The sequence below is a fragment of the Zhongshania aquatica genome, assembly GCF_027257955.1.
Classification (GTDB): Bacteria; Pseudomonadota; Gammaproteobacteria; order Pseudomonadales; family Spongiibacteraceae; genus Spongiibacter; species Spongiibacter aquatica.
Map to the genome: position 1 here is coordinate 1 of NZ_JANZNQ010000013.1, position 18063 is coordinate 18063.

12 protein-coding genes are annotated in these 18063 nt (G+C 48.1%); 4 read left to right on the forward strand and 8 right to left on the reverse strand.

Going from position 1 to position 18063, the window contains the following annotated elements; all coding sequences use genetic code 11:
* Positions 1-129: 129 nt before the first annotated feature.
* Both O9X78_RS13495 and O9X78_RS13500 read right to left on the reverse strand, forming a co-directional pair.
* Entirely contained in the window at positions 130-1920 is a 1791-nt protein-coding gene (locus O9X78_RS13495; protein ID WP_269620233.1) for a sensor histidine kinase, read from the reverse strand.
* Between the two features lie 21 nt (positions 1921-1941).
* Positions 1942-2223 (reverse strand): hypothetical protein, encoded by a 282-nt coding sequence (locus tag O9X78_RS13500; protein ID WP_269620234.1) that lies wholly within the window; start codon positions 2221-2223, stop codon positions 1942-1944.
* Between the two features lie 114 nt (positions 2224-2337).
* On the opposite strand from O9X78_RS13500, the gene O9X78_RS13505 reads away from it, so the two are divergent.
* The gene (locus O9X78_RS13505; protein WP_269620235.1) at positions 2338-2985 is read left to right on the forward strand and encodes a response regulator transcription factor; all 648 of its coding nucleotides are present in this window, start codon (positions 2338-2340) and stop codon (positions 2983-2985) included.
* A 684-nt stretch (positions 2986-3669) separates the two neighbouring features.
* Here the strand turns inward: O9X78_RS13505 and aceF are convergent.
* The 5 genes from aceF to O9X78_RS13530 all read right to left on the reverse strand — a co-directional run bounded on the left by aceF (position 3670) and on the right by O9X78_RS13530 (position 12623).
* The gene (gene aceF, locus O9X78_RS13510) at positions 3670-5322 is read right to left on the reverse strand and encodes a dihydrolipoyllysine-residue acetyltransferase (RefSeq protein ID WP_269620236.1); all 1653 of its coding nucleotides are present in this window, start codon (positions 5320-5322) and stop codon (positions 3670-3672) included.
* A gap of 21 nt (positions 5323-5343) precedes the next feature.
* Positions 5344-7989, reverse strand: coding sequence for a pyruvate dehydrogenase (acetyl-transferring), homodimeric type (aceE, locus tag O9X78_RS13515; protein ID WP_269620322.1), 2646 nt, complete (start codon positions 7987-7989; stop codon positions 5344-5346).
* 385 nt (positions 7990-8374) lie between these two features.
* Positions 8375-11227 (reverse strand): insulinase family protein, encoded by a 2853-nt coding sequence (locus O9X78_RS13520; protein WP_269620237.1) that lies wholly within the window; start codon positions 11225-11227, stop codon positions 8375-8377.
* 37 nt (positions 11228-11264) lie between these two features.
* Positions 11265-12350, reverse strand: coding sequence for an AI-2E family transporter (locus O9X78_RS13525; protein ID WP_269620239.1), 1086 nt, complete (start codon positions 12348-12350; stop codon positions 11265-11267).
* Between the two features lie 42 nt (positions 12351-12392).
* A complete protein-coding gene (locus O9X78_RS13530) occupies positions 12393-12623 on the reverse strand; it encodes a sulfurtransferase TusA family protein (protein ID WP_269620240.1) in 231 nt (76 codons plus the stop codon).
* 169 nt (positions 12624-12792) lie between these two features.
* Here O9X78_RS13530 and O9X78_RS13535 point away from each other — a divergent pair, with 169 nt between their 5' ends.
* Positions 12793-14226 (forward strand): M48 family metalloprotease, encoded by a 1434-nt coding sequence (locus tag O9X78_RS13535; protein ID WP_269620323.1) that lies wholly within the window; start codon positions 12793-12795, stop codon positions 14224-14226.
* Positions 14227-14308: 82 nt separating this feature from the next.
* Here O9X78_RS13535 and nadA read toward each other — a convergent pair whose 3' ends face one another.
* Entirely contained in the window at positions 14309-15352 is a 1044-nt protein-coding gene (gene nadA / locus O9X78_RS13540; protein WP_269620241.1) for a quinolinate synthase NadA, read from the reverse strand.
* Between the two features lie 381 nt (positions 15353-15733).
* Between nadA and O9X78_RS13545 the strand changes: the two genes are divergently transcribed.
* Positions 15734-16873: a ferredoxin reductase gene (locus tag O9X78_RS13545; RefSeq protein WP_269620242.1), complete on the forward strand. Its 1140-nt coding sequence runs from the start codon at positions 15734-15736 to the stop codon at positions 16871-16873.
* A gap of 50 nt (positions 16874-16923) precedes the next feature.
* Entirely contained in the window at positions 16924-18048 is a 1125-nt protein-coding gene (locus O9X78_RS13550) for a fatty acid desaturase family protein (RefSeq protein ID WP_269620243.1), read from the forward strand.
* The last annotated feature ends 15 nt before the right edge of the window (positions 18049-18063 follow it).

The window sequence follows — 18063 nt, forward strand, 5'->3', positions numbered from 1 at the left end:
ACTCAAACAGAAGGTATCGAAGCACATGCGTATGCTGCAACGGAAGCCACATCGTGTCCGCAAATATTTTAAGCACGAGAAAATTCGTTATGCCGCATAACAGATACCAAAATCCGCCGGGTTAATATGTCAGCCAATAATTTCTGACATATCCACCGATACATCAAGTATCCAACAGTCATCTTCAATCTGAATATTAAGCTGACCCTGCAACCCTGCAACCCGCTGGCGCATAATTGACAAGCCGCGGCCACTGGAATCGCCTTCCGTCACTGAACCATCATTCTTGATGGAAATACTCAAACGGTCTTCCTTCAAGCCAACCGTAATAGCCACGTAAGTCGGCAAGGCATGGCGTAAGGCATTAGATACCGCCTCTCTTACAATACGTTGCAACTGGTGCTGTGACTCAGGCGTAAGCAAGCTAAGCGGATATTCACCGCTTTGCTGCCATCTAAGCTCAACATCAGCGCTTTGACAGCGCTCCTCAAACTCCAATTTCCATGCCGTGAGCATTTGCGAAAGACTGCGGGGGGGAATATCTAGCGCCTCTAGTAAAGCGCGCAAGTCCTTTATTGCCTCACGAACCAGCGGACGCTCGCTGTCGGCACTTCTATGCAACAAGGTGAGCAACCTTGCGCCTAAGTCGTCGTGAATATCGCGACGAATACGATCCCGCTCAGCGAAGCGCCCCTCCTCCCTCGCCTCAACTGCAGATATTGCCACTTTAAACTGTGCCTGTAACAATTCAATAATAGCGATATCACCACGGTTAAATAGACGCCGCCCTTTCTCAGCCATCGCCATTTCTATGGAGTGATTTTCATCAAACACCTCATTGACCACTAATAGCTGTCCGCCATCTCTAATTTCACTTTGCTCAAGTGCCTTGTTTTGCGGAGAAATACTGAGGGGCGAAAATATGTCTTCCAATAATCGAATCCAAAGTAAACGCAGCTCACCCACTTCGCGAATATCGACAAACATCGGAATACTGCTTTGTAAAATATTTTGCAAATCACGTGTCGGCACACTGACAAAGCGTGTCCAAAACCACTGCCTCAAGGGGAAATATATCCAGCCTACTGCTGCTAACGCCAAGGACAAGGCTGCTGTGTTACTTAGAGCAGGAATAGACACCAAGGCGAAGTCAACCAAGATGACGGCGATACCACCGAGCAGCCAGCTCCAAATTTCGAACCACCAACGATCAATATCAAAGAGCCGGTAACGCAACAACCCCAAAGCAATACCCGCATACATCAGCAAAAAGACCGCAAACAAAACCGACTGAGGTATAAGCAAGTCCATACCCAATGCAGCCGGAATAAGCTGGAATCCAGCAAAGAGACCCGTGCCTAAAAATATTGCCAATAAAAACCATAGTAGTGCAGCGCGCTCAACCGGCTTGTGGCGGGTGTAAAACCACTGGGTAGCAGCAAATACAATCGCCGCTATATAGATAAGCAAGGTATAAATATATGAGTCAGATGCCCCAGACCCGATCTGAAAAAACACCGTTATCACACCAACAAAACCCGCAGCAAAACTTATATAAACGGCGGGAAAGCGCCCTAAACGCTGAGGGTAGTACCATAGCAGGGACGCTAAGGCTGAAGAAAACAAAATTGCGTTCGAGCTATTAATATTAGACAAATAACGAAACAACTTTCCGTCAATTAAAAAACTGCGGGTGCTATAAACAGCGGCGGCCACGATAGCAATCGTTAAACAAAGCCCCGTCAAAGCATATAAACTCGTAGCCTTGCTTGGTTGCGCAGCCCACACCACGCCACCAATTAAGCAAATCCCTGTCGCCACCAATAACTGAAACCAGAAATCCCAAGACAGATCTACAATATGCCGGTCGCGAATCAACACCGTATTCAATTCACCATCCGCCCCCATAAACTGTAACACCCCTGATTGCGCCTCTTTACCCTAAAGGCTATGCGCGTACATCAAGCGGTTAAAATCCGTAAAGGTTTCGATGATATCTGGCTCAGGAATCAGCAGTAAGGGTTCGGCCTCAACGTCGCCGGCGCTGCTTATAAAATGGCTGATCGCAATGGCGTCTTGGCCTTGTTCTTGATAAATGAGGCTATTTTCATCGGCGTAAAAATAACCGTCGGTCTCAGGTAAATTTATACTCAGATAGAATGCAGAGCTTAATAACAGTACAAGCAGGCTTAAAACAAGGCCGAGGCGAAGCTGTAAATTCATGATTTCTCTTTTTGTTTTTACCGCCTCACCCACGAATAGGGGGTGTATGCAGTAGACATATTCAGGCACTATTATTGTTTATAATCCCTACAGATAAAAGACGGCGAGGCAGGATTGGCCCCCTATCAAAATATACTAATCGTTGAAGATCTACCGGACGTAGCAGACTGGCTCTACCGTGTATGTGCTGACTGTTTTGAAGGGGCCAACATCCGCACTGCAAACTCTATTAGCAGTGCCAAATCCTCAATTAACGACTGGGTGCCGCAGTTAGCCTTATTGGATATTGGCCTACCAGATGGTTCTGGCATAAGTATTATGGAGGATATTTTTGCTGTTACCCCCAGCTGCCAATGCGTCATTACCACCATCTTCGATGACTCAAATCACCTGTTTGACGCGCTCAAAGCCGGCGCAATGGGCTATTTGCTCAAAGACGAAACCGAAGCTGTGTTCAAAGCGCGACTTAAGGGCATACTAGAAGGCCAACCACCGCTATCACCCAGTATTGCACGCCGAATGCTGAGCTTTTTTCAGCCACAAAAGACCGCACCCGAAACAGAAATTACACCCCGCGAAAAAGAAGTGCTCACCCTCATCGCCCACGGCTACAGTGTGCGCGGCACAGCAGAATCACTGTCACTTAGTCACCATACTGTGGCTAGCTACGTGAAGGACATTTACCGTAAATTGCAGATAAATTCTCGAGCAGAAGCCACGTTAATGGCGATGGAGCTGGGGTTAATTAATCGAAATGAATAAGGTCTGACGACTAAAATGCCCTAACTGCACCCCGTAACATAGACCTTACAGGAACTTGACTCTTTCTTTCCAGATCCACCATTTCTTCGACTTACACACATGACCATATCAACTACTTGTGGTATAGATTCAAAAAAAGGCGTTAGATCGATTTTAGCCCCGCCTTCACAAGAAATCATATTATTCGTTTCAAACTTACAAAAATTGAATTGGCCCTCACTATTCACCAGTACCAAAGTGCTTAGCAAAAAACTCTGTAGATTCATTTCCACATCTGACAATTGTCTCCTCTGCATGGACAAGCGACAGCTCAAGCCCCGCCACCCAACTCCCGTCATTTTCATAAAGGGAGATTTACTTAGGAACCGCCGGCAAAGATAAACTGGATGTACCGCTAACACAGGCGATCAGTAACGCGACCGAATACATTATTAAAACATATTGAGCAATCATAACTATATCCCTTTGGCATGAAGCTCGCCGTAGTAGTCAACATTCATTTTTGACCGCGTTATTCACCTACCCAAACTCTTTTTATAAACTTTCAGAAAGCCAAATAAAATTCATCGTACTATTTCGTCATCCATTACCAAGCACACCACTCAGGCCGACAATTATGATGGAGCAAAACCCTCCATATTCACGATAAGGACTTTCTTAATGAAAGCTCTTATCACCCAGCCTCTACAACAACAAACGCCGTATATCCGCCAACAACTCACCCATATAGGTAAAGAACTGCCCGGCATCGACGCCATTTATGGCGCGATGATCGTAAGATAGGGACACCGGCAACATCTTGCGCGGAACAAATTCACTGCCACTCCACTGCGGCTTAACGGCAAGTTTCGACACACCCATAATCGCCACTTCAGGCGCATTTATAATCGGCGTAAATCCAGTACCACCAATGCTTCCAAGACTGGAAATAGTAAAACATCCGCCCTGCATATCCGCAGGCTTAAGTTTGCGATCCTTCGCTTTTTGCGCCAACTCAGCGGATTCCGCTGCTAAATCCCATAAAGACTTTTTATCCACGTCGCGAATGACTGGCACAACCAGCCCCGCTGGTGTGTCTACGGCAATACCGATATTGACGTATTTTTTGAACACCATGCTTTCGCCATCAGCGCTGAGCGAGGCATTAAACTTAGGATAAGTTCGCAGCGCCAACGCAGCTGCCTTTAACAAAAATGGCAGTGGGGTGAGCTTAACGCCGCGCTGCTCACTTTCTTTTTTCACGCTGGCCCGAAAATCTTCCAAATCGCTGATATCAATATCATCAAATTGAGTGACGTGTGGCAGATTCAACCAGCTGCGGTGCATATTAGCCGCCGTTAGCTTGTGCAATTTACTCAATGGCTGAACATCAATCTCACCAAACTGGCTAAAGTCGATGTCAGGAATGGTCGGAATACCCGATGCCGTTGCCTCCGCAGATTTGGTTTTGTCGTTGGCAAGAGCTTTCACAAACAGCTGCAGATCTTCTTTAAGAATTCGCCCGCGCGGGCCAGTTCCCGCCACCTGTTCTAGCTCTAAACCAAACTCTCGTGCTAACTTCCTCACCGCGGGGCCAGCATACACATCGGCATGACTAACCACCGTGGGTTCCGCAGGTTCTGACGACGCCGCTTCAGAAACTGATGATAATTCTTCAGCCGTTTCCTCTGATTTTTCTGACGCAGTCTCTTGGGGTTTTGCCGGTTCGTCGGGCTTAGATGGCTCGGCAGAAGACTGATACTCAATTTCCACTATTGCAGTGCCCTGCTTGGCACTATCGCCAGCTTTAATAAGCAGAGACACTATTTTGCCCGCGTGGGGAGACGGGATTTCCATTGAAGCCTTGTCTGACTCCAGTACTATCAGCGAATCGCCTTCGCCAACCTCGTCACCCTCGGCTACGCAGACTTCGATTACCTCAATGCCGTCGTCACTGCTAATATCGGGCACTTTGACCACTTCACGCGTCAAGCCACCCACTGCAGGCTTCTCCGTGTTAGCAGGGGCCGCGGCGGGAGCATCCTTCTTAGCAGGTTCTGCTGGCGCCTCAGGCTTTGCATCGGCGTCCGGAGGTGTCTCAGCATCGTCTGACGCCGTTTCACCCTCTACTTCCAGCTCCAAAATAACGTCGCCTTCACTAACCGTACTGCCTTCTTTAAGGCTAATGCTTACGACCTTACCCGCTTTCGGTGAAGGAATTTCCATCGACGCTTTATCCGACTCCAATACAATCAACGAGTCTTCTTTCGCGACTACATCGCCGACTTTTACACATACCTCGATGACGTCGACATCTCCGCCACCCACATCAGGAATTTTTACCGTATCTTTTGCCACAAAAAAAATCCTTATAAACGATTAGCGATAAAGCGGATTGGTTTTATCCACATCTAAACCGAAAGCTTTAATCGCTTTCGACACTTCGCTTAAGGCAAGCTGACCATCGTCGGCTAAGGCCTTTAATGCTGCAACCACAATGTACTGACGATCTACTTCAAAGTGAGCGCGCAGTTTTGCGCGGGTATCAGAGCGGCCATAGCCGTCGGTGCCCAAGACCACATAACGCGCTTCAATATAAGGCCGCAGCTGCTCACCATAGGACTTAATATAGTCCGTGGCGCAGATTACTGGCCCTTGCTTACCACGCAGCTGTTCCGTCACGTAGGGCACCCGCGCGTCTCTTTCTGGGTGCATCATATTCCAGCGCTCGCAATCTAAGCCATCGCGACGAAGTAAGTTAATACTGGTCGCGCTCCAAATATCTGCATCGACTTTATAGTCGGACTTTAGAATTAGAGCGGCGGCTTCCACTTCCCGCAAAATAGTACCCGAGCCCATCAACTGTACTTTTAGTTTTGGCTTTTTCACTGCAGATGGAGCGAGGCAATACAGCCCCTTAATAATCCCCTCTGCACACCCCTCAGGCATGTCTGGATGGGCGTAGTTTTCGTTCATGACGGTGACGTAGTAGTAGACGTTTTCCTTGTCTTGATACATACGACGCATACCGTCTTGAATAATCACTGCAAGCTCATGGGAGTAGGTTGGGTCATAAGACACGCAGTTCGGAATCATATTCGCCATCAAATGACTGTGGCCATCCTGATGCTGCAAGCCCTCGCCATTTAAGGTGGTTCTACCCGCTGTTGCGCCGATCAAAAAGCCCCGCGCTTGCGAATCACCCGCCGCCCATGCCAAGTCCATAATCCTCTGAAAACCGAACATAGAATAAAAAATATAAAACGGAATCATTGGGTAGTGATGATTAGAGTAGGACGTCGCCGCCGCCAGCCAAGCAGAAAATGCACCGGCCTCGGTAATACCCTCTTCCAAAATTTGGCCCTGCTTGTCCTCTTTGTAATACATGATCTGATCGGAATCATGCGGGGTATATCGCTGCCCCTGAGACGAGTAAATACCAAGCTGACGGAACATGCCTTCCATACCGAAAGTACGGGCTTCATCGGGCACGATAGGCACGATGCGGGAACCCACCTCCTTGTCTTTGACCAAACTCGACAAAATTCGCACAAAGGCCATAGTAGAGGAGATTTCACGCTTTCCCGTAGCCTTAAGTTGGGCGCTAAAGGTATCGAGACTTGGTGTTTTCACCGCCTCAAACTCGTGCTGACGAGCGGGTAAAAACCCGCCCAACTTTTCACGACGTTTGCGCATATAGACCATTTCAGGACTATCTTCTGCCGGACGATAATAGGGGACAGATTTCAAATCGTCGTCGCTAATGGGCACGCCAAAGCGATCTCGGAATTTTTTCAACTCGTCTAAATCTAGCTTTTTAACCGAGTGGGCTTCGTTCTGCGCTTCGCCACCCTCGCCCAAGCCATAACCTTTTACCGTCATCGCCAATACAACAGTAGGACGACCTTTCGATTCCACAGCCTGCGCATAAGCAGCATAGACTTTATAGGGATCGTGACCGCCACGATTGAGATACATAATATCTTCGTCAGACAGGTCTTTGACCAATTCCAAGAGTTCTGGATATTTACCAAAGAAGTGCTTACGGGTGTAGGCACCACCATTGGCTTTATAATTTTGCAGCTCGCCATCAACCACTTCATTCATGCGGCGGCGCAGGAGTCCGGTTTTATCTTTTTCTAATAGCTTATCCCAGTGCCGCCCCCAAATAACTTTAACGACATTCCAACCGGCGCCGCGGAAAACCCCTTCCAGTTCTTGAATAATTTTGCCGTTACCCCGCACCGGCCCATCAAGCCGCTGCAAATTACAGTTAACAACAAAAATAAGGTTATCCAAGCTTTCACGGCCTGCAAGTGCGATAGAACCTAAAGACTCAGGCTCATCACTCTCACCATCACCCATAAAGCACCATACTTTACGATCACCGTGATCAACCAATCCACGGCTCTGCTGATACTTCATCACGTGTGCTTGGTATATCGCCTGAATGGGACCAAGTCCCATACTCACGGTGGGAAACTGCCAGTAATCTGGCATTAACCAAGGATGGGGATAAGACGACAGTCCATTGCCATCGACCTCACGACGGAAGCTATCTAACTGACTCTCATCGATGCGCCCTTCAAGGTAAGAACGCGCGTACATACCCGGTGAGCTATGACCTTGATAGTAAATTAGATCGGCTTTTTCACCGCCGCGGAAAAAATAGTTAAAGCCGACGTCATACAAGGTTGCCGACGAGGAAAAGCTCGAGATATGTCCGCCCAAACCCTCATTATTGTCGTTGGCGCGCATCACCATCGCCAAGGCATTCCAGCGAATCATTGAGCGAATTTTACGCTCCATAAATAAGTCACCCGGCATGCGGCGCTCATTATTCGGTTCAATGGTATTACGAAAAGAAGTGGTAATTGCCGCAGGAAGTTCGGTACCAGCACGTGTTGCGTGCTTGGCCAGTCTTTTCATGAGAAACGCAGTGCGCGCGCGACCGCCATTTTTTAGGACGCCATCGAGGGCTTCAAGCCATTCTTGGGTTTCTTGGGGATCTAGATCTTCGCGCAAGTCATCGTCTTGATACATACACAGTCCTTTAACCAATACAGTGGGCTGTCCAGACCAGCAAGCATTGAGCTTGGATGTGTTCCGCATACAACTGACTCACCGGAGAGCGATCAGCTCCGGGTGCTTGGAATCAGCCTGTGAGTGACGGTTATCACCTGGCCTAGTGGGCTAAACGTGGGCCTTTTGAGCCTACGAGCACCCGAATACAGGGTTATTACCTTTGCACAAAGTATGGTTTACAGACTTTGTGCGATGGAAATTCTCACAGCTTTCTTGCCATAAATCAACTAAATGTAACTATTTTTTATATGAATAGATTATTGCAGCACTATCATAGACTGCATTAAAAACAGTGGCTTATGAGCAGCCACTGCATAAGCCCTTTTCATTTAAATTGGTAAGCTGGCAAGTTTGCCTTATAAATCTCTGGCTCGCCGATAGGCTTACCTTTGGGTACAGACTGGGGCCATTTGCCTGAGTTATATACAAGCAAGGCGCGCTGTTCAACGCCAAGGTCGCGCCGTGTCGCTGTCAGCCATTCCGCGTAGGTCAACGCTTGCAAGGCGCTAACAAGTCGCGCACGGCTGTCAAACTTGGGATAATTGTCCAGCAAGTCCTGCCAGTGGCGGTCAGCCGCATCCCATAAGTTTTCAGGCTGCTCCGCCAAACGCAATAATAGTCCTGCTTTGTGCTTTTCAAAACTGGCTTCGTCTATGCCAGTCTTTAACCATTGCTCTATATAGCCATTAATCTCGCTTTGCACAGAAGCGGGATCAAGTACCGGCGACTGAACCAAAAATATTAAACCTGCAACCTCGCGCTGCGGATAAACACTGGCACTAACCACATAGCCCAACTGTTTCTCCGTGCGCAATTTGTGATAAAAATCGGCGCTTAACATTTGTGCGGTTAAGCCCATCGCCACCCTCGCCTGCATTCCTTTGGCTGCACTTTGCAGGTACAACAATACTGCACTGTCATCGTGTTCGGCGGCAATTTTCCGCAGCGCAGTGCCAGTAGGAAGATGAGTAATAAATTGCGCAGATGTTCGGGACTCTGCTGACAAGGGCAGCGTAGACGTAACAACATTCGCCAAGGATTTCGCATCATCTTCACTAAAATTGCCATCTACTAACATGCGCAAACGAAGATCTTTCATCACCGTTTCAACATGCGCAGCCACAGAGGCCAAATCAGCAGCCTTAGTGGCGGCCTCATATGCATCTAAACTAGGGTTTTCCCTATTCAACAACCTCGGTAACTCAGCGACAACTTGTTGATAGGGCGACTGTCTGCGCGTGTTTTCAAATTGACGCAAACGCTGCGCTTTCAGACGCGCAAACCGGCTTTCCTGCCATTCGGGATTTTTAAGCACCGTCAACAGCTTGCGCAACAACTCACCCTGCTTTTGATTGTAGCCGCCAATGCTAATTTGAATACCACGCCAACCCACCGACACATCAAAATCTAAGCCCGCTAACTGCGCTGGGTAAGCCAGTTCATTGAGCTGATCCTTGACCATCCTCAACCACAAATCGCTTTCCGCTCGCCGATCAGCATCGGCAACAACGTCTTCCGATTCCAACAGCAAATACACGCGCCCCTTGGGCAACTCAAACACGTCATCTGTGCTCAACCACAATTCGATCGGTGAGCTGGAAATCAACCTAGGGATTGCGGAGCCATCACCTTTCTTAAGACTAAAATCAGAGGCAATAAAATTATTTTTTACTGGTAGCGTTAACTCAGCGGTATTCTCTGACGCAAGCGCTGCTAATTGCTCGGCACTCACCTTGCGCTCACCGTAAGCAACCTGATATCGCGGAATCTCAATATCTACCTTCACGTCAGGTGCAACTAAACTAATAAAACTATTCTCGGGGGTCATTGCGGCAAGAAACTCACCCAATAGCTCAGGCGTGTACTGATCCATCAAATACGGCCCGCGCAACAACTCCCGAGCCGGATAACGCTGCAGTCCCATCGATAATTGCACAACTTCGTTTATCGCAGCGGGCTGGGCGCGAAACATAAATTGCTGATTTGCCAAGCCCGCTTGCTCGTCGAAGCGCCATGCGTCTATACCGTTGCTGCGCAATTGGGCAATACTTTGATAAACCAAACCAACAATATCGTCGACGTGCTTCAGACCTGACTCAGTCAATGCCACATCCACACCAAACAAGGCACCGCCCTGATAGTCAAAGCTCTGCCCCGCACTTAAGCTATCAGCCCAGCCCCGCGCCTTAAGCACAGATAACAAACTACCAGCACCTTCATGACCAAGAATATTACCGATATAGTTCAGCGGTTTACTATGCCAATACTTCTCCGCGTCTGGCACAGGAAAGTTAATAGACAATGAACGACGATTTTGCACAGGCTGAATATTCACCCAACGCGGTAAATCACCTGCGTTGAACAAGGGCACGGTAATCGGTGCTAAATAACGACTACGGTTAACGACATCTGCAAATTTAGGCACGACTAATGCTTCGAGTTCATCCAGCGACTCTTTACCAATAACTGTTAACGTCATGATATTAGATGAGTAATTCTTACGATAAAATGCCAATAATTGCTCACGCAAGGCGACTTCGTCAGTGCTGTGTAAAGTATCTAAATTTCCCACTGAAAATTTAGCGAAGGGGTGCGCTTGGTTCACTTGCGCCTTGAACACCGCTAACTCTCTGCGCTGATCATCGCGAATACGAGCGCGATATTCAGAGTTCACCGCATTCACTTCCCGCTGCACGTATTCAGCATTAAACAGCGGCGCCACAAAAAACTGGGCAAACTGATCAAGCGCAGGCTCAAGTGAGTCTGCACTGATATCAAAGAAATAATTGGTATGCTCAAAACTGGTAAAGGCGTTGTGACTGCCACCGTGGGCAGTAATAAATTCTTGATATGCACCCGCTACCGGGTATTTTTCAGTTCCTAGAAATAGCATGTGTTCCAGAAAATGTGCCAAGCCTTGGTAATTCTGAGGGTCTTGTCGACTGCCCACATTCACATCCAGTGACGCAGCGGCTTTATCAGCCCCGGCATCGGAAATCAGAACCACCTTCAAGCCATTTCCGAGTTCAGTATAGCGATACTGCCGCTGATCACTAACCGGCTTAAGCACCGAAACGGCAGCCTTTTCGCTGGCATCATCCCAACTTGGGACCAGCAAACCACAGGCAGATAACTGAAACGCAATGACCAGCAAACCAAGTAATTTAAAATATCTCACAAACCTTCCTTCACCACGTATGAACTTTTACTGACAGTTATTCGCCGACCAGAACATCGGTTGTGCTCCGCTCCGGCAATTTAGACCTAGGCCAAGCGTACAAGATGGCCTTAACTAGGGTTGCCAATGGGATGGCAAAAAACACGCCCCAAATGCCCCAAAAACCACCAAACACTAATACCGCAACGATAATCGCCACAGGGTGCATATTTACCGCTTCAGAGAACAACAGCGGAACCAAGACGTTCCCATCCAGAGCCTGAATCACGCTGTAGACAATAAAGAGCGTAAAAAACTCCCCACCCCAGCCCCACTGAATAAACCCCACCAGCAAAACGGGTAATGTCACTACTGCCGCGCCGATATAAGGAATCACGACCGAAAGCCCCACCGCCAATGCAAGCAATGCCGAATAGTTGAGACCAATAGATACAAAGGCAATGTAGGAAACAACACCAACAATAACGATTTCAACGGCCTTACCACGAACATAGTTGGCAACCTGCACGTTCATTTCTGCCCAAACAGCGCTTAACAATGGGCGCTGATTCGGTAGAAAGCTCGCCAGCCAAGAGAGTATGGCTTCTTTATCTTTAAGAAAGAAAAACACCAAAATTGGGATAAGAATAATATTAATCAGCAACCCGACCACATTAGGCAGCTGGGCAATCGAAAACGACAACAAGTATTGGCCTACCGATCCCAGCTCTTTGCTCGCTAAGGCCATCCACTCTCTAATCTGCTGCTCAGTAAACATTTCCGAACGTTGCGGCAACATGAGTAATAAATGCTGCAACTTGCGCAGCATACTTGGCAATTCTTGGAACAAATTCGTCAACTGCTGCCAAACCAGTGGCAATACAACCACCAGCACACCAAAGAAAATACTCACAAAGACGAGGTAAGAAATAGCAATCGTCAGCCAACGGGACATCCCCATGCTGCTGAGGCGCGCAATAATTCCTTGCATCATAAACGCCAGCACAATGCTCGCAACAATAGGCACTAGCACATTGCCCAAGGTCAGCATTAGCAACAAACAGGCAACGATCAACAGCAGCAGAACAACGGTTTCTTCTTCCGCAAACAAACGATCGAACCATGAACGAACAATACCCAGCATGACTGAGATTCCTATAAGGTTAGAGGTGTACGACGGGCAGCGTTACTTCTTTTGAAAGAGGTAGCGATAGATGCCTGCGTTGTCTTCACTAAGAAGCAAAGCATTGCCGCTTTGCTTGGCAAATACGTCGAAATCCCTCACAGAACCGGCATCCGTCGCCAGTACCTCGAGCACTTCGCCACTTTCCATGCGATTAAGCGCCTGCTTTGCTTTTAACAATGGCAGCGGGCAATCTAGGCCTGCGGCGTCCAAAAAGATATCAATTTCAGTCATAATCACAATGCGTTGCAACGTAAACCGCCAGTATAGCCTGCGACGTCAACGGCCCCAAGTCACAGTCTGCTTACGCACTTTTCTCAAATAAGAAGGTCATAGGCTAAGCGCTCTAGTATGATTAGAAGACGCACAATATTTCAGCGATGCAAGGACTATAAGATTGACTGTGTTTAAACATCTGCTAGGTATCAGTTTACTGGTAACGGCAAGTATCGGAATTGCAGACAACAGCCCTACCGATAACCTCCCCGACCTCGGGGATGTCACTGCATCACGCTATTCAGCCCAGCAAGAGCATGATTTGGGCAGAACCTGGCTGAAAATGTTCCGCAATAGTGTAAAAACAATTGATGACCCTCTGATACAGGACTATATCGAGTCCCTGCTTTATCGCCTGGTCTCGAATAGCGAATTAAAAGACCGACGGCTGGAGACTGTCGTCGTCGATAACCCCACGATTAACGCGTTTGCAGTTCCCGGCGGCGTGATTGGCGTACACAGCGGCTTATTTTTGAATACTGACAATGAGGCACAGTTCGCTGGCGTGCTCGCTCACGAAATCGCCCACATAAGCCAACGCCACTTTACTCGCTCTTTAGATCAATCTGCGCAAAGTACAATTCCCACCTTAGCGGGCTTACTCGCCGGTGTTGTCCTTGCCGCAACCGCAGGGGCCGATGCAGGTATTGCGGCTATTACAGCCACGCAGGCCGCCGCATTAGATAGCCAGCTGCGTTTTAGTCGGCAGAATGAGCAAGAAGCTGATCGCTTGGGAATGGAAACGCTTTCAAAGGCAGGCATGGACCCTAATGCCATACCTGCCATGTTTGAAAATATGGGTCAAAATCTTCGCTATGCCCGCTCAAAACCACCAGAATTTCTATTAACTCACCCGCTAACCGACAGCCGGATCAGCGATAGCAAAAACCGCGCTCGCCAATATCCGCGCAAAGTCTATACAGACAATATCAATTTCCAGTTAATGAAAATGCGGGCCACACTATTCCACAGTAACAATGTTGAGGATCAACTTGAAAACTGGTCTGGCGACATCAGCATCAACGGTGAAGCACATCGCTATGGCGTCGTCATAGCCCTGATCAAACTAGAACGCTGGGATGAGGCCCAAGAAAAACTCGCCCCTCTTCTCAATGACGATGGTGATCGCATAGCCTACCGCATAGCCGAAGCGGATATCCTCATTGGTAAAAAAGACTACGACAAAGCCATTAACTTGCTAACGCGGCAATTGGCAATCACCCCAGGCAACAACCCGTACACAATGGAACTCGCCGATGCACTGCAAGATGCTAATCGCTACGACGACGCTGACAAATTACTGAGTAAACAATCTCAGAATAGACCAGAGGATCCGAACTTGTGGTATCAGTTGGCTGAAGTTCGCGGCTTGGCTGGCAATATACTCGGTGTCCACTTGGCACGCGCCGAGTATTTTATTCTTGTCGCCCAGTTCGAACGCGCCAAGCAGCAATTACGCTACGCCTATGAGCGCACCGGAAGCAATCACATTGAACAAAGCCGAATTAGACAACGATTGAAAGATATCGCTGATTTGGAGGAAAAACTGAAAAAACTATAGTAACAATCAAAAAAATATACGGCCCCAAAAAAAACGCCGCTATCATTAGCGGCGTTTTTTTATCTAGCATGCCGGTTATGAATTAACGCTTACCTGCTGCAAAATCTAACATTCGCGTTAACGGCTTCATCGCCTGAACCCCAAGCGCGGGATCAACAAACACTTCATTAGAGCCATTCTCTAACGCTGCGGCTAAATTATCCAAGGCGTTCATGGCCATCCAAGGGCAATTAGCACAACTGCGGCACGTCGCACCGCTGCCTGCGGTGGGGGCGATAATAAACTCTTTATCTGGCACCAACTGCTGAAGCTTGTAAAAAATCCCCTGATCCGTCGCGACAATCATTTGCTTATTCGGCAAATCACGGGCAGCGTTAATAATCTGCGTTGTAGAGCCGACCATATCAGCTAAGGCAACCACACTGGCTGGCGATTCCGGGTGAACTAATACTGCCGCGTCTGGGTACACGTTCTTAAGATCGAGAATACCCTGTGCTTTAAATTCTTCATGCACTATGCACGCGCCATCCCACAGCAAAACATCTGCGCCGGTTTCCCTACGAACGTAGCCACCCAAGTGTTTGTCCGGCGCCCATAGTATTTTTTCGCCCTCGCTATCAAGGTAGTCGACGACATTTAGGGCAATACTAGAGGTGACCACCCAATCGGCTCGGGCCTTTACCGCCGCCGAGGTATTGGCATATACCACCACCGTGCGGTCGGGGTTGGCGTCACAAAACGCGGAAAACTCTTCAATCGGGCAACCAATATCCAAAGAACAAGTAGCCTCTAAGGTAGGCATTAACACCCGCTTTTCTGGCGATAGGATCTTTGCGGTCTCGCCCATGAACTTAACACCGGCGACCACGAGTGTAGATGCATCGTGATCGCGACCGAAACGCGCCATTTCCAAGGAGTCAGACACGCAGCCGCCGGTTTCTTCCGCAAGGGCCTGAATTTCAGGGTCGGTATAGTAATGCGCCACTAACACAGCATTACGCTCAATTAGCAGACGCTTAATTTTCTCACGCAGGCCAGCCCGCTCTTCTGCAGACACCTTGGGCTGTTCATGCAACTGCGCTAAATGTTCGCGAACCACCTGTTGCGCTGAAGCTTGTTCCGCCATAACTCTTTCTCTTTGTACGGATACTGGGCCGCGAAGTTTAACAGAAGTGCTAAGTGCAATCCCAGCGCTTAACACTACTCAACTGAGGTATCCGAACTACAGCTATAAAAAAATGGCATATTCAAAATTCACACTTCTCGCAATGCCGAATACTAATACGTGACAAGAGCGGACCTAAAAAAAATAAACTCATTAAATTCAACGACTTAATTTATGAGCGCAACCTCTAGCAGAAGCCGTCTCCGGCAAATCACACAAAGTAAACACATGTTGACAAACAAATCTTTCACACCTATTGTATACACACGTTCACTAAAGTCATTTACGTCTTAGTGAAAACCACATACAAAACGATCATTCAGACCAGCGAAAGGAGAGGGTATGAACCTCACCACAACAACTTCACGCAGCACCTGGCGCAGTATTATTGATACGCCATTAGTTAATGCACTTGCTGCCCCCCATGGCATTGGTCGCTACTTAGAGGTGATTAATCCAATGTGGTCGCTGGACAAGAATCGAATCCCGGCACGAGTTAGCGCCATCACATCCGAAACCGACGAGGCTGTGAGTATTGAGTTGTCTCCCAATGGTGAATGGACGCACTTTCAGCCGGGTCAGTTTATTCAGGTGTTTATCGAGATCGATGGTCGTCTACAAAGTAGAAGCTACTCCATTAGCAACAGCGCCTTTAGCAAAAAGCCGCGCATCACCGTTAAAGCCCACGACGACGGATTCGTATCTAAATACATCAACACACAGCTGAAGGTAGGAGATCGCATCAGTATCTCTCCCGCTCTCGGCGAATTTGTACTGCCAGCACAAATCCCAAGTGCACTACTTTTCATAGCCGCCGGCAGTGGCATAACGCCAATGATCGCGATGCTCGAAACCTTGCTTGAAGGCAAACATAGTCATCCGGTCACGTTGCTGTACTACAGCCGCGACACGTCAACCTGCATCTTCCGCAGACGCTTAGAGGATTTGGCGAAGAAGCACGACAATTTCTCACTGATCTTGGTATTTAGCTCCCCATCGAGTACTCAGGAATTAACGGGCCGCTTCAACCAACATCACTTACTAACAGCCCTGAGCTCAAAAAATGCGCTTTCAAGGGAAACAGCTGCGATCACACTGCCACTGACCTACGTGTGCGGCCCTGAAGTATTAATAGACACGGTCACAGCCGAGTTCAAATTACTTGGACACAGCGACAAATTACTCAGTGAACGATTCAAAGCACCAAGTGTTACACAAAATCTCGGCGATGCTAGCGGCAATATCGCATTTAGCACCAGCAAACAGGCCACGAGCAACGATGGCAGAAACTTACTAGACCTAGCTGAAGATGCGGGTCTAAACCCGCAATCTGGATGCCGGATGGGAATTTGCCATACCTGTAGCTGCTTAAAAACCAGCGGCTCGGTACGGAATATGAATACCGGTGAAATTAGCCACGGCGAAGAACACATCAGACTGTGTGTGTCTCAAGCGCTTGGTGACGTCACTCTCTCACTGTAAATACAACTCAAATACTATTACACCTACCACCTAAATTAAGGGGTAACGTCATGACAAACATCAAACTCAACGCTGACCAACTCGCTGCATTTGGCAGCGAGATAGACGCCATAAAACAAGGCGCTTTGAAGCAACGCGGGCAAAGAGACGCAACATACATAAAACAGATTGTATGGATTCAACGTGCGCTGGCTATCGGTTCAAGAATCAGTATTTATGCCGCACTGCCATTTTTACCTTCGCTAGGCTTATCTGTCGCAAGCTGGCCCCTCTTCTGGATACTGATTTGCGCGGGAAGCATCGGCTTAGGTATCGCAAAAATCCTCGACAATATGGAGATTGGCCACAATATCATTCACGGCCAATACGATTGGATGGGCGATCCACGCTTCCATTCTCAACACTACGATTGGGACACCAATTGCCCTAGTGAGCAATGGGCACATTCACATAATTATGAACACCACACCTTCACGAACGTACTCGGTAAAGATAGAGACATCGGTTACGGAATATTGCGCATGGACCCCGCTCAAAAGTGGCATCCGGCCTATTTGGCAAATCCTATTTACGCCACACTACTAATGTTGTTTTTTGATACCGGTGTCGCACTCCACGATGTCGAGATGGATAGCCTACGCTCAGGCAAACGGACATTTCGTGAAACCTGGCCAAAACTGAAACAATCGCTGGGTAAAACTGCGCGAATATTTAGCAAAGATTTTATTCTGTTCCCAGCGCTGGCTGGCCCACTGTTTCCCATTGTTATGGCAGCAAATGCGGTGGCCAACCTTATTCGGAATATCTGGAGTTTTACCATCATCTTCTGCGGCCACTTTCCTGCCGAGGTCCACACATTTCCGGCACATGTTTGCGAAAATGAAACACAGGGTCACTGGTACTACCGCCAGCTACTTGGCTCAGCGAATATTGAAGGCGGCAAGCTTTTTCATATCATGAGCGGTAACTTGTCTCATCAGATTGAGCACCACCTATTCCCAGACGTGCCAGCCCATCGCTATGCAGAACTCTCAGTACAAGTTCGCAAAGTATGTGAGAAATACGATATTCCTTACAACACCGGCCCACTTTGGAGCCAATACGCCTCTGTTTGGGCTAAGATATTTAAATTCGCCTTACCCACGTCCAACACGTCAACTGCAATTACCGCATAAACAAAATGCACCTTC